Source organism: Pseudoalteromonas sp. GB56, assembly GCF_054923835.1.
Genome location: NZ_JBPCHK010000001.1, coordinates 1408950 through 1426329, shown reverse-complemented (window position 1 = coordinate 1426329; position 17380 = coordinate 1408950). Strand labels below are relative to the sequence as shown.

General features: G+C 45.7%; 20 protein-coding genes. 18 read left to right on the top strand and 2 right to left on the bottom strand.

The window, feature by feature from the left end; genetic code table 11:
• Positions 1-9 precede the first annotated feature (9 nt).
• Positions 10-468, bottom strand: coding sequence for a zinc ribbon-containing protein (locus ACH19P_RS06770; RefSeq protein WP_462157774.1), 459 nt, complete (start codon positions 466-468; stop codon positions 10-12).
• A gap of 211 nt (positions 469-679) precedes the next feature.
• On the opposite strand from ACH19P_RS06770, the gene leuS reads away from it, so the two are divergent.
• The 18 genes from leuS (at position 680) to ACH19P_RS06680 (ending at position 16563) form a co-directional block, all read left to right on the top strand.
• Entirely contained in the window at positions 680-3262 is a 2583-nt protein-coding gene (leuS, locus tag ACH19P_RS06765; RefSeq protein ID WP_462157773.1) for a leucine--tRNA ligase, read from the top strand.
• A 1-nt stretch (position 3263) separates the two neighbouring features.
• Positions 3264-3758 carry an LPS-assembly lipoprotein LptE gene (locus tag ACH19P_RS06760; protein WP_462157772.1) on the top strand — a complete coding sequence of 165 codons (495 nt, stop codon included), beginning with the start codon at positions 3264-3266 and terminating at the stop codon, positions 3756-3758.
• The gene (gene holA, locus ACH19P_RS06755; RefSeq protein ID WP_462157771.1) at positions 3758-4792 is read left to right on the top strand and encodes a DNA polymerase III subunit delta; all 1035 of its coding nucleotides are present in this window, start codon (positions 3758-3760) and stop codon (positions 4790-4792) included. Before ACH19P_RS06760 ends, holA begins: the two co-directional genes overlap by 1 nt.
• Before the next feature lie 2 nt (positions 4793-4794).
• Positions 4795-5445, top strand: coding sequence for a nicotinate-nucleotide adenylyltransferase (gene nadD, locus ACH19P_RS06750; protein WP_462157770.1), 651 nt, complete (start codon positions 4795-4797; stop codon positions 5443-5445).
• Positions 5446-5489: 44 nt separating this feature from the next.
• Entirely contained in the window at positions 5490-5807 is a 318-nt protein-coding gene (gene rsfS, locus ACH19P_RS06745; RefSeq protein ID WP_462157769.1) for a ribosome silencing factor, read from the top strand.
• A gap of 3 nt (positions 5808-5810) precedes the next feature.
• Positions 5811-6281: a 23S rRNA (pseudouridine(1915)-N(3))-methyltransferase RlmH gene (rlmH, locus tag ACH19P_RS06740; protein ID WP_105190439.1), complete on the top strand. Its 471-nt coding sequence runs from the start codon at positions 5811-5813 to the stop codon at positions 6279-6281.
• A gap of 9 nt (positions 6282-6290) precedes the next feature.
• On the top strand, positions 6291-8174 hold the full coding sequence (gene mrdA / locus ACH19P_RS06735; RefSeq protein ID WP_462157768.1) for a penicillin-binding protein 2: 1884 nt from the start codon (positions 6291-6293) through the stop codon (positions 8172-8174).
• Positions 8171-9274: a rod shape-determining protein RodA gene (gene rodA, locus ACH19P_RS06730; RefSeq protein ID WP_462157767.1), complete on the top strand. Its 1104-nt coding sequence runs from the start codon at positions 8171-8173 to the stop codon at positions 9272-9274. Before mrdA ends, rodA begins: the two co-directional genes overlap by 4 nt.
• Entirely contained in the window at positions 9274-10059 is a 786-nt protein-coding gene (locus ACH19P_RS06725; RefSeq protein WP_462157766.1) for a septal ring lytic transglycosylase RlpA family protein, read from the top strand. The genes rodA and ACH19P_RS06725 overlap by 1 nt, the downstream gene beginning before the upstream one ends.
• A gap of 50 nt (positions 10060-10109) precedes the next feature.
• Complete coding sequence (locus tag ACH19P_RS06720; RefSeq protein WP_462157765.1) at positions 10110-11273, top strand: serine hydrolase; 1164 nt, start codon at positions 10110-10112, stop codon at positions 11271-11273.
• A 177-nt stretch (positions 11274-11450) separates the two neighbouring features.
• The gene (gene ybeD, locus ACH19P_RS06715) at positions 11451-11729 is read left to right on the top strand and encodes a DUF493 family protein YbeD (protein ID WP_462157764.1); all 279 of its coding nucleotides are present in this window, start codon (positions 11451-11453) and stop codon (positions 11727-11729) included.
• Between the two features lie 65 nt (positions 11730-11794).
• Positions 11795-12397, top strand: coding sequence for a lipoyl(octanoyl) transferase LipB (lipB, locus tag ACH19P_RS06710; protein WP_462159323.1), 603 nt, complete (start codon positions 11795-11797; stop codon positions 12395-12397).
• Complete coding sequence (gene lipA, locus ACH19P_RS06705; RefSeq protein ID WP_462157763.1) at positions 12397-13365, top strand: lipoyl synthase; 969 nt, start codon at positions 12397-12399, stop codon at positions 13363-13365. Before lipB ends, lipA begins: the two co-directional genes overlap by 1 nt.
• A gap of 216 nt (positions 13366-13581) precedes the next feature.
• Positions 13582-14175 (top strand): hypothetical protein, encoded by a 594-nt coding sequence (locus ACH19P_RS06700; RefSeq protein WP_462157762.1) that lies wholly within the window; start codon positions 13582-13584, stop codon positions 14173-14175.
• A gap of 58 nt (positions 14176-14233) precedes the next feature.
• Positions 14234-14791, top strand: a complete 558-nt coding sequence (locus ACH19P_RS06695; RefSeq protein WP_462157760.1) for a DUF4382 domain-containing protein — start codon at positions 14234-14236, stop codon at positions 14789-14791.
• A gap of 23 nt (positions 14792-14814) precedes the next feature.
• The gene (locus tag ACH19P_RS06690; RefSeq protein ID WP_462157758.1) at positions 14815-15024 is read left to right on the top strand and encodes a hypothetical protein; all 210 of its coding nucleotides are present in this window, start codon (positions 14815-14817) and stop codon (positions 15022-15024) included.
• A gap of 2 nt (positions 15025-15026) precedes the next feature.
• Positions 15027-15227: a hypothetical protein gene (locus tag ACH19P_RS06685; protein ID WP_462157756.1), complete on the top strand. Its 201-nt coding sequence runs from the start codon at positions 15027-15029 to the stop codon at positions 15225-15227.
• A gap of 154 nt (positions 15228-15381) precedes the next feature.
• Positions 15382-16563, top strand: coding sequence for a type III PLP-dependent enzyme (locus ACH19P_RS06680; RefSeq protein WP_462157755.1), 1182 nt, complete (start codon positions 15382-15384; stop codon positions 16561-16563).
• Between the two features lie 48 nt (positions 16564-16611).
• Here ACH19P_RS06680 and ACH19P_RS06675 read toward each other — a convergent pair whose 3' ends face one another.
• On the bottom strand, positions 16612-17340 hold the full coding sequence (locus tag ACH19P_RS06675) for a DUF4124 domain-containing protein (RefSeq protein WP_462157754.1): 729 nt from the start codon (positions 17338-17340) through the stop codon (positions 16612-16614).
• Positions 17341-17380: the final 40 nt, after the last annotated feature.

Here is a 17380-nt window from a genome sequence, read left to right as displayed (position 1 = left end):
ACACAGCCCTTAGGGTTGTAACGCTTGACGATTAAAGTGAATGCCACCGCATTCAGAACAGGGCTTAATTTCACTGGCGTGATAAACGTCTTCTTGGTGATGACAATTCTGGCATACTAAGGTGCCCATAGCTATCCATTCTCCGCTGTGGTACACACCTTTGTGCTTGAAATCTTGGCTCAGTGCCTGCCACTCTAATTGCGACTTATCTTCGATATGAGCAAGCTCATACCACAGCGATTCTTTAAATTCTTGCCATGCGAGTGAGTTATAGTAACTTTCATGCTCAATGAAATGATCAATATCACGTTGCAAGTAGCGCTTGTATTCCTCGTATTTATCTTTACTCAAATCCTTCAGCGCTTTTTTAGACTCGAGAAATGTCGTCACCATTTCTTTTACTTCATGTTCGTTCACATCTTTGAGCCAATCACTCAATTGCGATAACCACTGACGATAATCTGCCATTTGAAATCCTTGTGAAAATTAAGACCTTATATCTTAACTATAGCCTGCTTGCGGACAATTCAATAATAGGGTCTATTTATCTTTCGAGGTCGAAATGTGTTCAACAACTCCTAATTAGAAAAAAGCCCGTTGCTTGCTGTGATTAAGCATTGATTTGGGGTATGCTATCGGGCAAATTTGTCATCATTTTGCAAGAAGTCTGGAAGAGTAGATGCAAGAGCAATATAACCCGCAGGAAATCGAAGCGAAGGCCCAGTCGTACTGGGACGAAAACAAGGTATTTAAAGTCACAGAAGACGACTCAAAAGAGAAGTTTTACTGTCTCTCAATGTTCCCTTACCCAAGTGGCCGACTGCACATGGGTCACGTACGTAACTACACCATCGGTGATGTAGTGTCTCGCTTCCAGCGCTTGCAAGGTAAGAACGTAATGCAACCTATGGGTTGGGATGCGTTTGGCCTACCAGCAGAAAACGCGGCGATTAAAAACAACACCGCACCCGCAAGCTGGACATACGAAAACATCGATTACATGCGTAACCAATTAAAACTATTAGGTTTTGGTTATGACTGGGATCGTGAAATTGCGACCTGCCACCCTGAATACTACAAGTGGGAACAATGGTTCTTCACTAAGTTGTATGAAAAAGGCTTAGTGTACAAAAAAATGTCGACCGTTAACTGGGACCCAGTTGACCAAACAGTACTTGCTAATGAGCAAGTAATTGACGGCAAAGGTTGGCGCTCTGGTGCCGTTGTGGAACAAAAAGAAATTCCACAGTGGTTCATCAAAATCACTGATTATGCGCAAGAGCTACTTGACGACTTAGACAAGCTGGAGCATTGGCCAGAGCAAGTTCGCACCATGCAGCGCAACTGGATTGGCCGCTCGGAAGGTGTTGATATCACCTTCAAACGTGCTGATGGCAAAGGTGAATTCAGCGTTTACACCACGCGCCCTGACACCTTCATGGGTGTGACCTATGTTGCCGTTGCAGCGGCTCACCCAATCGCACAAGAAGCAGCGGCTGCTAACGCAGACGTGGCGGCATTTGTTGAAGAGTGTAAAAACACAAAGGTTGCCGAAGCTGACGTCGCTACCATGGAGAAAAAAGGTATCGCGACTGGCCTAACTGCTGTACACCCTCTAACTGGCCAAGAAGTACCAATCTGGATCGCTAATTTCGTATTGATGGATTATGGTTCAGGTGCGGTTATGGCTGTGCCTGCACATGACCAACGTGACTTTGAATTCGCTACAGCATACGGTCTTGAGATCAAACAAGTTATCGCTGCTAACGAAGGCGATGAGTGCGATTTATCAAAAGCGGCATACACAGAAAAAGGCAAGCTCGTCAACTCTGGTGAGTTTGATGGTCTTGACTTCGAAGCTGCATTCAATGCCATCGCCGACAAGCTAACTGAGCTTGGTGTGGGCGAGCGTAAAGTAAACTTCCGTCTACGCGACTGGGGTGTAAGCCGTCAACGTTATTGGGGTTCACCAATCCCAATGCTGAACAAAGAAGACGGTTCAGAGCTTGCAGCACCAGCAGATATGCTGCCAGTGCGTCTTCCAGAAGACGTAGTAATGGACGGTGTAACTTCACCTATCAAGTCAGACCCTGAGTGGGCGAAGGCGACGATTAACGGTGAAACAGTGTTCCACGAAACGGATACTTTCGACACCTTCATGGAATCATCTTGGTACTACGCACGTTACTGTAGCCCACGTTACGATGAAGGCATGCTTGAGCCAGGTGCAGCTAACTACTGGCTGCCTGTAAACCAGTACATCGGCGGTATCGAACACGCAATTTTGCACTTGTTGTACGCGCGTTTCTTCCACAAGTTACTGCGAGATTTTGGTCTAGTGAACTCTGATGAGCCATTTGAGCGCTTACTGTGTCAAGGTATGGTGCTTGCTGAAACGTATTTCCGTAAAGACGAAAAAGGCGGCGACATCTGGATTGCACCTACGGACGTTGAAACAGAAAAAGACGACAAAGGCCGCATTATTAAAGCGTGGCACAAAGACGATGGTCAGCCAGTACAAAGCGCTGGAATGAGCAAGATGTCAAAGTCGAAAAACAATGGTATCGACCCGCAACAGGTAATCGACCAATACGGCGCTGACACAGTGCGCTTATTTATGATGTTCACTGCGCCGCCAGAGCAAACTCTTGAGTGGTCTGACTCAGGCGTTGAAGGTGCACACCGCTTCATCAAGCGCGTATACAAATATGCTGTTGATGTAAATAACGCAGGCTTTGTAGCACTGGATGTTGCAAGCTTGTCGAAAGAGCAAAAAGAGCTTCGTCGTGAACTACACAAAGCGATTGCGAAGATCACCGATGACCTAGAACGTCGCCAAACATTCAACACTGCAATTGCCGCGGTAATGGAGTTGTCGAACAAGCTGATTAAAGCACCGCTAGAGAACGATGGTGACAAAGCGGTTGCCAACGAAGCGCTAGAAGCGATGTTAATTATGCTCGCACCAATTACTCCGCACCTGTCTCACCAGTTATGGCAAGACCTAGGTAAGGAAGGCGATGTACTTGATGCTAAGTGGCCTGTTGCTGATGAATCAGCGATGGTTGAAAGCGAAAAACTCGTTGTAGTTCAAGTAAATGGTAAAGTACGTGCTAAGCTAACATTAGCTGCAGACGCTGACCAAGAAGCCGTTGAAAAAGCAGCGTTTGACGATGTTAACGTACAGAAATTCACGGAAGGTCTCACAGTGCGTAAAGTAATTTACATCAAGGGCAAAGTCCTTAACGTGGTGGCGAACTAAGATGTTCGCCGCATCACGCCTGTTGAAAACAGTGATGCTTAGCTGCTTAGTCTTAGTACTAAGCAGCTGTGGCTTTCACCTTAAACGCGCTTCTGACTTACCTACTGACCTCATGGTCATGGAAGTCAATGCGACCGATCTCAACTCTGCATTGTATGCGCAACTGGTTAACGAACTCGAAATCAGCAATGTGCAAGTGAATGAGAATCTTCGCGCCAATTCACCCACACTGACATTGGTGTCAGACGCCCTCGATAGACGCGCACTTTCCTTGTTTAAAAACGGTCAGGTAGCCGAGTACGAACTTATCTACTCAGTGTCTTACACGTTAGAGCGTGCAGGCGATAAGCCTGTCGAGCAGTACTTCGAGTTATATCGCAATTATCAAGACGACCCCGATAACGCGTTAGCCAAAGCCAATGAAATGAACATCTTGCTACAAGAATTGCGCAAACAAGCAAGCCGCCGTATCGTTCGGGAGTTGGCTCAACTCTAATGCGCATCTACGCTAACCAATTACCTCAGCAACTGCAAAAAGGCCTTGCGCCATTTTATATGGTGTTTGGTGAAGAGCCATTTCAGGTAAATGAGTGCGTAGCGCAAATAAAGCAAAGCGCAAAACAGCAAGGTTTCGATGAAATCATCAAGTTGACCGCAGGTGCGCAATTTGACTGGCAAGAAGTCGATGCCCATTACCAAAGCATGTCGCTGTTCAGTGCCCGCACGCTTATCGATATTGACCTCAATGGGCAAAAGCCTGGAAAAACAGGCTCAGAGCACCTTAAACGATACGTTGACGCACCGAACCCAGATTGTGTCATCATTTTGCACGGTGCAAAAGCGTCTCAAGAGATTCAACGCAGTGCGTGGTTTAAAGCGCTCGACCAACAAGGCATGTTTATCCCTTGTTATCCGCTCACAGGCCCACATCTTAGACGTTGGCTCGATGGTCATTGCCGCCGCTTAAACCTCAACCTCGATAACGATGCAAAACAAGTACTGCTCGACACCACCGAGGGCAATTTACTCGCCTGTCATCAAGAGTTAGAAAAGCTTTCTCTGTTATTCTCTCAAAAGGCCATTGATGGCCGTACCTTGATGCGCATCCTATTGAACCAGAACCGCTTTGACATTTTTGACTTGGCCAATGCGGTACTCTCTGGCGACAGTGATAAAACCATGCAGGTGTTACAGCGTCTGCAAAATGACAACACAGAACCAACAGCCATCGCGTGGGCGTTGACTAAAGAAGCACAGCAGTTACAAAAGCTCATTACCTTGCAAAACAGCGGAACTGACTTCGCCAGCGCTTGTAAACAAATGGGGATCTGGAAGAACCAGCAAGGTCTATACAGCCAAGCGTTGCACCGTATCAATGCTCAACACATAACGCATATCTTGGATTTATTGGCCGATTTCGACGGTGCCTATAAGCGCGGCCGTTTAACCTCACCTTTTCCAATGCTCGCGCACATTAGCATTAGTTTTTGCCGTAGTTTGCCATTCCCTGCCCCTTGTTTTGAGGAGTAAACATGCTGTTATTTGGTGGCACATTTGATCCTGTGCACAATGCACATATCAATATGGCGCAGCAGTGCCTCGCACACTTCCATGAAACAACGCTGCACTTTATGCCCAACCGCGTGCCAGCACACAAGCAAGCCAGCGGTATTCGTAATGAAGACAAATTAGCCATGCTCAAACTGGCAACAGCGAACAATGACGCGTTTGTTATTGATGAGCGCGAATTACACCGCCAAGGTCCGTCGTATTCTCTGCTCAGCTTACAAGAGATACGCACTGAACTCGACAGCACTGATAAGCGGCAAGAAGCCATTTTATTTTTGATGGGTATGGATTCATTTAACAGCTTCGATACGTGGTATCACTGGCAGGAGATTCTGAGCTTGTGTCATCTTGTGGTTTACCAACGTCCACACGAAAATTTGGCTCCATCACAAGAGTTGCGCGCATATTTACACACGCATCAGTGCAACGAAGCCCTTCAGTTGCAGTCTAATAGATCAGGTTTAGTCTATTTTTTAGAAGGTCCACAGCGCGACGAATCATCAACGCATGTGCGCGAAAGACTTATTAGTGGGTTAGATTGCTCTGACCTACTGCCGGGAGCGGTGAACAGATATATCCTCGAGAAGCGCCTGTATATGGGCTCACAAAAGTGATAATATTCGCCGCTTAAGACAATTATTTATACAGAGAGTTAATTTTGCAAACCAACGAACTTCTTGACTTTGCATTAGACAAAATTGATGACATGAAAGCACGCGACGTGATCACATTAGACGTACGCGAGACTTCAAGTATTACAGATTACATGGTGGTGTGCTCGGGTAACTCAAAGCGCCAAGTACAATCTATTGCTTCACACTTAGCTAAGGAAGCAAAAGAACATGACTTACACGTAATTGGTCAAGAAGGCCAAGACGTAGGTGAATGGGTGCTTGTTGATTTAGGCGACGTGGTTGTGCATGTAATGCAAGACGAAACCCGCGACTTTTACCAATTAGAAAAACTTTGGGGTTAAACTTTGAAGATTCAATTGGTTGCTGTCGGCACCAAGATGCCTGCTTGGGTTGAAGCAGGCTTCAGTGAGTATCAACGCCGCTTTCCAAAGGATATGGCGTTGGAGCTCATCGAAATTCCTGCCGGAAAACGTGGCAAAAACGCGGATATAAAGCGAATTTTGCAACAAGAAGGTGAGCGCACCCTCGCTGCCATTCCCAAAGGCAATCGCATTGTGACCTTAGAAGTCACCGGCAAAGCAATGGACACCCATCAACTCGCCAAAGCGATGGAAAAATGGCAGCTCGATGGCCGAGATGTTAGCTTGCTGATTGGTGGTCCAGAGGGCTTAGCGCCTGAGTGTATTGCTCGCTCAGAACAAAAATGGTCTTTATCAAATTTGACCTTGCCTCACCCGCTAGTGCGCATTATTGTAGCGGAGAGCCTTTATCGAGGCTGGAGTTTAAATAACAACCACCCTTATCATCGAGAATAATAACGAAACATGCTGCGCAAACGCACTCCCATTCGCGACCATTCCGCCGAAGCCAACTTGTTTGCGCGTCGCGCATTCACCGCTTTCATATTTGTGCTTATTCTCGTTGCGATACTTGTATCAAATCTCTATAACTTACAAATAGTTGCTCATCAGACTTATCAGACGCGTTCGAATGACAACCGTATCAAAGTTATTCCAATCGCACCCAATCGTGGATTAATCTACGACCGTAATGGCAACTTACTCGCCGAAAACAAGCCGATTTACAACCTTGAGGTCATTCCTGAGGAAGTTGACGACCTTAATGACTCGTTAGATAGAATCAGTCGATTAATAGATATCACTGAGCAAGAACGCCAAGAATTTCTAGACGATATTCGTAACAACCGCCGATTTAACAGCCAAGTATTAAAAAGTCGCTTAGACGACAAAGAAGTCGCGTTGTTTTCGGTCAATCAGCACAAGTTTCCTGGTTTCAATATTGAAGCGCGATTAGCACGCTATTACCCCTATGGTGACACCTTGACCCATGCTTTAGGTTATGTTGCTAAGCTCAACAAGAAAGAGCTGGCTATACTCGAAGCGGAAGACCAAGCAACCAACTACCGTGCCACACGTGATTTCGGTAAATTGGGCTTAGAAAAGTTCTATGAAACTGAACTGCACGGAGAAGTGGGCTCACAATCTGTAGAAATCAATAACCGCGGTCGTGTCCTGAGGACCTTGGATGAAACGGCCCCCGTACCGGGTAAAGATTTAACCTTAACGCTCGACATTGGCTTGCAGCAAATCGCGCAATTGGCGTTACAAGACATGCGTGGAGCTGTCATTGCTCTCGATGCGAAAACGGGTGGCGTACTGGCACTTTACTCAAACCCAAGTTATGACCCTAATTTATTCGTTCACGGCATTAGCTCTAAGAATTATAAAGAGTTATTAAACCCTGATAGACCACTTATTAACCGTGCAACGCAAGGTCGCTACGCCCCTGCGTCTACCATCAAACCGCATATGGCAATTTTTGGTCTTGAAGAGGGCTTAGTAACCGAAACCACACAAATGTGGGATCCAGGCTTTTTTCAAATCCCGAATGTTGACCACAAATGGCGTGATTGGAAACGCTGGGGTCACGGCCATGTGGATGTGTACAGAGCCATCGAAGAGTCCTGTGATACCTATTTTTACGATATCGCCTACCGTGCAGGCATCACTAAAATCAGTAATTTCATGGCACAGTTTGGATTTGGCGACCTGTCGGGTATCGATATCAAAGAAGAAACCACCGCGATTTTGCCTACAGCTGATTGGAAACGCGGCCGCTTCAGGGAGTCTTGGTACCCTGGGGATACGATCTCTGTGGGTATCGGCCAAGGATATTGGACCGTGACCCCAATACAAATCGCTAATGCGATAAACATTATGGTCAACAAAGGCAAAAACAATCCGCCTCATTTGGTGCAACAGCTTAGCCAAAATGGTGTCTTTGAAGACATCAATAATGATGAAAAGCCGCCTGTAGAGCTGAAAGACCCTCGTCATTGGCAAATCGCTTTAGATGCCATGCATAACACGGTAAAAAAGACCACTGGGACAGCACACAAAGCGTTTAAAGATACGAACTATGACTCGGCGGGCAAAACAGGAACGGCTCAGGTTGTCAGTATCGCTCAAGGAGAGCGCTATGATGCAGAGAAGTTGAAGGAACGTCATCGCGATAACGCTATTTATGTTGGTTTTGCGCCATTCGACGATCCGCAAATAGTCGTAACTGTCATTGTCGAAAACGCCGGTGCTGGCAGTTCCATAGCAGCCCCAGTTGCGCGTAAAGTGATGGATTATTACTTCATTGCTAATCCGCTTGAAGGTGAAAAAGAGGCGCCTAAATCATGATCCCTGTTACTGCAAAACAATCGATTTGGCAGCGCGTCCATATAGACCTCCCCTTGTTCCTCGCAATTATGGCAATGATGGTTGGCAGCTTAGCCATCGTCTACAGTGCCAGTGGTCAAGACACTGGCATGATGATGCGCCACAGTACCCGTATGGGTGGTGCGATTTTAGCCATGCTTATCTGCGCACAAGTTTCACCTACAACACTAAAGCGGGTCGTTATCCCTGCCTATGTAGTCGGCACCTTGATGCTGATTGCCGTGCTGTTTGTTGGTGTAAGCTCAAAAGGTGCGCAGCGCTGGCTTGATATCGGCATTCGTTTTCAACCCTCAGAAATCATGAAGCTTGCAGTTCCGATGTGTGTCGCTTGGTATATAGGGCGCAATCATTTGCCGCCTACCCTTTTACACCTTGGTATCGGTTTAGCCATTGTTATGGTGCCAACCTTACTGATTAAGGAGCAACCCGATTTAGGAACCTCTATTCTTATCGCCAGCTCAGGTATTTTTGTGCTGTTTTTAGCGGGCGTAAGTTGGCGACTTATCGGCGGGCTGGGCATATTAGTTGGCGCTGGCGCACCGCTATTTTGGCACTATGGGATGCACGCTTATCAAAAACAACGCGTGCTTACATTTTTGAACCCCGAAAGCGACCCGCTCGGCTCTGGCTACCATATTATTCAGTCAAAAATAGCCATTGGCTCAGGCGGCGTTGAAGGTAAAGGATGGTTGCAAGGGACCCAATCTCAGCTAGAGTTTCTACCAGAACGTCACACTGACTTTATTTTTTCGGTATTGAGTGAAGAATTTGGCTTGATAGGCGTACTGCTACTTCTCGGAGTGTATTTATTTATCATCGCGCGAGGTTTGTTTATTGCAGTCAATGCTCAAGAAGCATTTGGCAAGTTGTTAGCTGGCGCCCTCACCCTTACCTTTTTTGTTTATGTTTTCGTAAATATTGGCATGGTATCTGGCTTGCTTCCCGTTGTGGGCGTTCCTTTGCCTTTGATCAGTTACGGTGGCACCTCGATGGTGACACTGTTGGCTGGTTTCGGCATCATCATGAGTATTGCCACTGAGAAAAGGATGTTGAACAAGTAATGTTAATTCGCAAAATAATTCTCTGTCTGATGTGTCTTGCAATAGCCGCTTGTAGTACTTCACGAGCACCCACTTCACACAGCGATCGATATTCTATGGATCACGATGCTGCTCCCTTGCGCCACCCGAATGGTCTCGAGCTCGCTGATGCAGTAGTCACCGATGAACCGAAAAGTGCTGCGGCGAATCGCCCTTATGTCGTCAGAGGAAAGCAATACGTGCCTATGTTCGACGAGAGTGGTTACACTGAAGAAGGTATCGCTTCATGGTACGGTAGAAAATTCCACGGTTACCAAACCTCAAACGGCGAAACCTATGACATGTTTGCGATGACTGCCGCCCATAAAACACTGCCTCTGCCAAGCTTTGTTAGGGTTACCAATGTTGACAATGGCCAAAGTGTTATCGTACGTGTTAACGACCGAGGGCCATTTCACAATGACCGTATTATCGATTTGTCTTACGCGGCAGCTTACAAATTAGGTTATCACCTAAAAGGTACAGCAAGGGTTAAGCTTGAAGCGGTTACCCTTGCAGATTCAAAGCCTCGTACAAAGTACATCCAAGTTGCAGCAGGCTCTAAACTGGAAAACATCCAAGCCCTAGCCCGCCAACTTGAACAGGATTTTCACGTCCCAACCGATATAAAATCGCAAAATGATGGAATTTTTCGCTTGCGATTGGGTCCAATAGCTGACGAGCATCAGGCTAAGTCGTTATTAGAACAGTTAAAAAGTAGACAGTTCGCACAAGCTTTCTTGCTTTATGATGACCAAGCCCTTTAAGATATCGGTAGAACCGCATTTTCACTCAAAAAACAGATTTATATAGCATAATGAAATCAATTAAACATTCTCTTCTAAAAGGCCTAAGTGGTTTGCTATGCGCTAGCGCCGTTTTTGCAGCAAACGCCCAAATTATTCCTACACCGCCGGAAATCAATGCCAAAGGATATTTCTTGGTCGACTTTACAACTGGCAAAGTGATCACCGAAGGTGAAGCCGACACCAAGCTTGCGCCGGCAAGTTTGACCAAGATGATGACCAGTTATGTCATTGGTACTGAAATAGCTGCTGGCAATATCTCACCTACAGATATGGTCACCGTTAGCGAAAACGCTTGGGCAAAGAACTTCCCAGAGTCATCGAAAATGTTTATCGAAGTGGGTAAACAAGTCAGTGTTGAAGACCTAAACCGCGGTATTATTATCCAATCAGGTAACGACGCATGTGTTGCGATGGCAGAACACATTGCTGGCAGCGAATCAGCATTTGCCGATTTGATGAATGCTCATGCTGAGAAGCTAGGCATGGCTAATAGTCACTTCATAAACAGTCACGGCCTTGATACAAACGAGCACTATACAACTCCACGTGACATGGCAACGCTTGGCGCCGCACTTATCCGTGATGTACCTGATGAGTACGCGTTGTATAAAGAAAAAGATTTCACTTACAACGGCATCAAACAATTTAACCGCAATAGCCTACTTTGGGATCAAGGTCTTGAAGTGGATGGTATTAAAACAGGCCACACCAGTGAAGCTGGTTACAGCCTTGTTTCATCAGCAACGAAAGGTGACATGCGTTTGATTGCAGTCGTGATGGGCACCACTTCAGAGCGCGCGCGTAAAGTAGAAAGTAAAAAACTACTTAACTATGGCTTCCGCTTCTTTGAAACAGTGACACCATACAAGGCGGGCGATAAGTTTGCTGACCAACGCATTTGGATGGGCGACAAAGAAAATGTGTCTTTGGGTATTTTACAAGATACGCCTATCACGATTCCTCGCGGCCAACAAAAGAATTTAGAAGCAAACTTCGAGTTGGATACAACACTTGAAGCACCGATAGAGAAAGGCACAAAAGTAGGTACTTTATACCTACGTTTAGCAGGTGAAGACATCGCTAGTTATCCGCTAGTAACACTTGAGAGTGTGCAAGAAGGTGGCTTCTTCAGCAAGATTTACGATTATTTACGTCTACAAATCATCGAGTAAGCGACTGCGTGATTAAGTGTAGATAAATACGGCTATCCGAGGTGGAATTACCTAGAACAAACGCTCCTATTCAGGGGCGTTTTTTTTGTGCTAAAAAATGATAGAATGCGCACCAAAGTGGACTAATGAACCCATTAGTTTGTCTGCGTCCTATGCTGTAAAAGAGGGTCAATTGTTATGGTCAAGCAGGTTAAAGATACCAGGTTTGATGAATTTCTAGAGTTTCCTTGTCCGTTCACCTTTAAGGTGATGGGCCTTGCGAACGTCGAGTTAACTGAGCAAGTACTGACGGTCATGCAACAGCATGCACCTGGCGATTATGCACCAAAGACAAAGGCAAGCAGCAAGGGCAACTACGAGTCCGTCACAATTGTGGCAACTGTAACTTCTAAAGAGCATATCGAGATTATCTACACTGAGCTAGGCGGCCTAGATGATGTACGTCATGTGCTTTAATTGCACAGCAGAGGAAGCACATAGTGAGTAATTTAATTGTTCGCCAACTAGGTCGCCAAGAGTACATGCCAATTTGGCATGCGATGCAAGAGTTCACCGACACGAGGGATGAACACAGCGCCGATGAAATCTGGTTGGTTGAACACGAACCTGTTTTTACTCAGGGCCAAGCGGGTAAAGAAGAGCATGTGCTGATGCCTGGTGATATTCCCGTGGTTAAAGTAGATCGCGGCGGTCAGGTAACTTATCACGGCCCAGGCCAGCAGATGCTGTATGTGTTATTCAATCTGCGTCGATTAAAAATCGGTGTGCGAGAGCTCGTCACTTGGCTTGAGCAAAGCATTATTGACTGCTTAAAAGAGTATGACATCGACGCCTATGCCAAGGCAGATGCACCTGGGGTGTACGTCAATGACGCAAAAATAGCGTCGTTGGGCCTACGAGTCCGTCGTGGTTGCTCGTTTCATGGCTTGGCGTTAAACGTAGACATGGACCTAAGCCCATTTTTGCGCATCAACCCATGTGGGTATGCCGGTATGGAAATGGTGCAATGTAAAGACCTTAATGGCCCACAAAGCGTTGAAGCTGCGGGACAAGGTCTGGTTCAGCAATTAATTAAACGACTCAATCCAGAGCAGGTTGAGTACCAACAAAGTTTGGCGGAATAATGACAAAATCATCTGTACGTATGGAGCCAGGCGTAAAGCTTCGCGACGCTGAAAAAATGGCATTAATCCCGGTAAAGGTACTCCCTACCGAGAAAAATGAAATGCTGCGTAAGCCACAGTGGCTTAAAATTCGCCTACCAAAATCGAATGAGCGTATCGACGGCATCAAACAAGCGATGCGCAAACATGGTTTGCACTCGGTTTGTGAAGAAGCGAGCTGCCCTAACCTATCTGAGTGCTTTAATCATGGCACCGCAACCTTTATGATTTTGGGTGCAATTTGTACTCGCCGTTGCCCATTCTGTGATGTTGCCCATGGCCGTCCATTAAAGCCTGACGCTCAAGAGCCTGAGAAGCTGGCGTTAACTATCAAGGACATGAAGCTGAGCTACGTAGTAATCACTTCAGTAGACCGTGATGACTTGCGTGATGGCGGTGCACAACACTTTGCCGATTGTATTCGCGAAATTCGTAAACATAATCCAGGTATCACGATTGAAATCTTGGTACCGGACTTCCGTGGCCGTATGGAAAGAGCACTTGAGATTCTAAGTGAGACACCACCTGATGTGTTTAACCACAATTTGGAAACGGCTCCTCGCTTGTACAAACTTGCGCGTCCTGGTGCTGATTATAAGTGGTCACTTGAGTTACTTCGTCGCTTTAAAGAAGCACACCCAGAAGTGCGCACTAAATCGGGCCTAATGGTTGGTTTAGGCGAGGAAATGAGTGAGATCGAAGAGGTTTTACGTGATTTACGTGAACACAATGTCGACATGCTTACAGTGGGCCAATACCTACAACCTTCAAAGCACCACTTACCGGTTAAGCGCTATGTGCCACCTGAAGAATTCGATGCATTGAAAGAATATGCTGACGAAATTGGCTTCTCACATGCAGCGTGCGGCCCCTTTGTGCGCTCAAGCTACCATGCTGACCAACAAGCAGCTGGAAAAGAGGTTAAGTAACTCCTAACTAACCTGCTAGCCGTGTTCATATCTACTGAACACGGCAATATCTTCACAACATCAGTTGCTACTTTATTCACCTTCCTCTAGACTGATACCTAAATTAGAAACGTTGTATCTGTTTAATATTTAAACATTATTAATAATATGATAGATTGCGCCAGCATTTTAGAAGTGTACAAAATTAGCGCGATTTGAAGTATCTGGGGAAAAGAGATGGAGTTTTCTGAGCAGGAGTTAGCTTTCTTTAAGCAGCTTTTTAGTGAACAACCGCTAGGCAGTGAAAATGTAGCTGGTGCAGGGTTGTCTTTACGCTCCCACCTTCCTGATTACGTCGCCCCGCTATTCGACAACCCTGGCCTATTTATGCTTGCAGAAGTGGGAAATTTTGAACTTTGGTTCCCTCTCACACTCAGCCTCAATGAAAACCATGACCTACAACCGCAACTTGGAGCACCTGAGATCTTTGAAGCCCAAGGCTCACATCGAAGCTGGCGATTTGATAGTCCCCAAAGAATCTTTATACGCACAGAGTCCGGTTTAGAATTACCTGTTCTTTCGTTGTCATCGACCGGCGCCGTTGTCGATGTCAAAGAAATATCAGATCCACCTCAAAGTGCGATAGCAAACTTGATCCTGCCTAAGTATGATCCTCTGCCACTGAAAGTTAAGAAGATGCGTCAGCAAGAAAACCTTGTAGCCGTTACCTTCGTATCAAATAACAACAAAAGTCAGTTAAGGCAATACTTGTTTGAACAACACAAAACCAACTTTAGTCACGTATATCAATCTTTAACTAACGCTTGTTAAATCCTTGTTCAGGCGTGTTTGCTAAGCTAACCAAAGTGCAATCTATAGGAGCAATGCAATGAACAAGTTAATTCTAACAAGCGCAGTATCTTTGGCATTATTGGCCGGTTGTGGTGGTTCAGGTAGTGATGATAAAGTAACCGTTACCCCAGAACCTACTTCTGCTACTTTTTCCCTTGGCATTTCTGATGCGCCTGTCAGTAATGTAAAAGAAGTGTGGATTGCGTTTGATAGCATCGCATTGAAAAACAACTCTGAAGAGCTGTCTTTCGTGACTCGTTCAACTGAAAATCCAGATCAACCAGTGATGATTAATTTATTAGATTACACTGGTAGCGACATCTATTCACTGATCGATGATGAAACAGTGCCTGCTGGTTCATATCAGTGGATGCGTGCAAACGTTGTTAACGGCGATGTGGCAAACATCGAAATGACTTCTCACCTCGTATACAACGACGATACCGTGGTACCGGTAGTTGTTAAGCGTAAAAACAACGACGGCATTGGCGAAATCCAAATTAGTGATTTAACGCTCGCTGTGGGTGAAAACCAGTTTGTACTTGAATTCGACCTTAAAAGTCTTTGGTCAATCCGTCTAACAGCGACGAAGTAAACCTTAAACCTACTGGTATCCGCTTGGAAAACCTAGCTGAAGTACAAGACATCGAAGGTACTGTTTCAGCGGAATTATTTATGGCTTGTGAAACTGATAACATGGACATCGTGCCTGAGACCGGTGCTTTCGGTCACGCGGTATACTTGTATTCAGTTGCTGAAGGTCAAAAGATCTTTACGTCGACGGTGAAACTGTTCCAGCAGATGCACCAATTGCGACAGCGAACGTAGTAATGAACGAAGACAGTGGTGACTACGAGTTTGAGATTGGTTTTGTTGCTGCAGGTGAGTACACACTAGGTTATACCTGTGCTGCACACATTGACGATCCAGAGGTATTGGATGAAGCATTCACACTTGAAAGCATCGAACCCGTATCGGTTGTAGCAGGTGAAGATTCAGTTGTAACCTTCGATATCGCAGTCGCTGAATAAGCACCAATAAAAAAGTAAAAATTTTTAAAAATTTTACTTGCGTGGCGCAATAATTTGAATATTATTGCGCCACTTTTATTAGATAGCCAATCCTAGTACAGCATTCCTTGCCAAGGCGAAAGAGTAACTATCCAAATTAACTTTTGGAGTTATGATGTCTGTTTCTACTTTTGTTCAGCCTGTTGCTACAAACAACGAACACTTTTCTTTATGCACTGCGCTTGCAAAGCAGCATGGCACACCATTATTGGTTCTTGATGTTAACCAAGTTCGTGAAAACTATTTAGCACTTGCCAACGCGCTGCCAAATGTAGCTCTGCATTACGCACTTAAGCCATTGCCTCACATCGACGTTGTTAACGCTCTGAATGAGCTAGGTGGATGCTTTGACTTAGCGACTAACGGTGAAGTTGACCTAGTTGCACAAGCGAATGTAATGCCTTCTCAAGTGATTCACACGCACCCGATTAAGCGTATTAGCGACATCGAGCACGCAGTGACTTACGGCTGTTCAACATTTGTTTTTGACAGCGAGAATGAACTGTATAAGTTTGAAAAGTACAGTGACAAAGTAGAATTACTGTTACGCCTGAGCTTCCCTAACAAAGACGCAGCAGCTGACTTGTCGAAGAAGTTTGGTGTGACGGTTACGGATGCATTGCCTTTACTTAAGAAGGCAAAAGAATTGGGTATTCGTGTTCGCGGCTTATCATTTCATGTGGGCTCACAAACAATGGACCCACAAAAGTACGTGCATGCGATTGAGCAATGCAAAACTGTATTCGAAATGGCGTTAGCGCAAGGCGTGGGCACAATGAATACATTGGATATTGGGGGTGGTTTCCCTGTTAGTTACACCGGTAACCCCATCGATATCAACGAGTTCTGTGCACCCATTCGCGCAGCATTGGCAACCTGGCCAGAAACGACGCATTTCATTGCAGAGCCGGGACGTTTTATCGTTGCTTCTGCGATGACGCACGTGATGAGCGTAATGGGTCAGAGCCAGCGTGGCAACTTACGTTGGTACTACATGGATGATGGTGTGTATGGTGCGTTTAGTGGCCGCGTATACGGTGAGCCAGAGCAACGTTTTTACACGCAATACAGCACGGAGTTTGCAGCAGGCGAACCAAGCGTTTTAGCCGGACCAACCTGCGACAGCATTGATGTTATTGGTGACAATGTATTGTTGCCAGCGCTGCATGACGGTGATTTGGTATTTACCCAAAACATGGGCGCGTACAGTTGGACCACCAGCACAGACTTTAACTTCTTTGCTAAAGCACAGCTTATTAGCCTCAACTCAACCATGCTTATTGCTGAAGTGGGTTAAAAACGTAAAAACGGTGCTCAAGAGGCACCGTTTTTGTATCCGTTAATGTTACTTACCTTTTAGGCTCGCATACTCGTTTGTTAAGCGTTGCAGTGCCTTTTGCTCAATATCAATCAGCGTCGCATATTTCGCGGTGGTTGCCGACATTCTCTGGGCGTTAGCGCTATCGAATTTTGCTGCCACTAAAGAAGAAGTCTCACCATTCGTTTGCACCTTGAGCGCATTGAGATCTACTTCGAGTTGTCGATGATAAGTTTCGATTTTATCCTCATGTTCTCGCATTTCCCGCTCTATTTGCTTAACCCTGATGTATTGATCAACATTGTCTTTTTCAGAAGTCACGGTCATGTGTTGTTTGCGAAGCAAACGGTCAATGTTGAGCTGCTCTCGATTGATAAGTGATTGATATTGTTCAATCGTAGACTGCATTTGCTTCGCAAGTGCCTTGTCACGCTCGGCACCTGCTAGATTTCTATGTTGGCTCGTGGCATGCGCTTCGAGTTTAGATAGCTCTTGGCGCATCTGAATCGAATAGGTCTCTATTTTATCTTGGCTCTGCGTTAATTCACGCGTAATGTCGCGATTGTCGATGTAACTATCAATACTGTCATCCACAGGTGTTGACGCCATTACCTGCTGTTTATCGACCATGGCTTTAATGTCAATTTTTTGCGCGTCATCACCGCAAGGCGATTGTGAGTAGCTCACCACACCATTGACCATACATTTATACACGGTGGTCTGAGCAACCACCTGATTACTCGATAGTAATAGCATTATCGCGCACGTCCTTATAACCATTTCACACCTCCATTTG

Bases quoted from the DNA above. Each gene is read 5' to 3' on its own strand.
- rodA (WP_462157767.1), top strand. From the start codon at position 8,171: ATGATCCCTGTTACTGCAAAACAATCGATTTGGCAGCGCGTCCATATA.
- ACH19P_RS06720 (WP_462157765.1), top strand. From the start codon at position 10,110: ATGAAATCAATTAAACATTCTCTTCTAAAAGGCCTAAGTGGTTTGCTA.
- mrdA (WP_462157768.1), top strand. From the start codon at position 6,291: ATGCTGCGCAAACGCACTCCCATTCGCGACCATTCCGCCGAAGCCAAC.
- nadD (WP_462157770.1), top strand. From the start codon at position 4,795: ATGCTGTTATTTGGTGGCACATTTGATCCTGTGCACAATGCACATATC.
- ACH19P_RS06685 (WP_462157756.1), top strand. From the start codon at position 15,027: ATGAACGAAGACAGTGGTGACTACGAGTTTGAGATTGGTTTTGTTGCT.
- ACH19P_RS06695 (WP_462157760.1), top strand. From the start codon at position 14,234: ATGAACAAGTTAATTCTAACAAGCGCAGTATCTTTGGCATTATTGGCC.
- ACH19P_RS06725 (WP_462157766.1), top strand. From the start codon at position 9,274: ATGTTAATTCGCAAAATAATTCTCTGTCTGATGTGTCTTGCAATAGCC.
- ACH19P_RS06675 (WP_462157754.1), bottom strand. From the start codon at position 17,340: ATGCTATTACTATCGAGTAATCAGGTGGTTGCTCAGACCACCGTGTAT.
- ACH19P_RS06760 (WP_462157772.1), top strand. From the start codon at position 3,264: ATGTTCGCCGCATCACGCCTGTTGAAAACAGTGATGCTTAGCTGCTTA.
- ACH19P_RS06700 (WP_462157762.1), top strand. From the start codon at position 13,582: ATGGAGTTTTCTGAGCAGGAGTTAGCTTTCTTTAAGCAGCTTTTTAGT.
- lipA (WP_462157763.1), top strand. From the start codon at position 12,397: ATGACAAAATCATCTGTACGTATGGAGCCAGGCGTAAAGCTTCGCGAC.
- ybeD (WP_462157764.1), top strand. From the start codon at position 11,451: ATGGTCAAGCAGGTTAAAGATACCAGGTTTGATGAATTTCTAGAGTTT.
- lipB (WP_462159323.1), top strand. From the start codon at position 11,795: ATGCCAATTTGGCATGCGATGCAAGAGTTCACCGACACGAGGGATGAA.
- ACH19P_RS06680 (WP_462157755.1), top strand. From the start codon at position 15,382: ATGTCTGTTTCTACTTTTGTTCAGCCTGTTGCTACAAACAACGAACAC.
- ACH19P_RS06770 (WP_462157774.1), bottom strand. From the start codon at position 468: ATGGCAGATTATCGTCAGTGGTTATCGCAATTGAGTGATTGGCTCAAA.
- leuS (WP_462157773.1), top strand. From the start codon at position 680: ATGCAAGAGCAATATAACCCGCAGGAAATCGAAGCGAAGGCCCAGTCG.
- holA (WP_462157771.1), top strand. From the start codon at position 3,758: ATGCGCATCTACGCTAACCAATTACCTCAGCAACTGCAAAAAGGCCTT.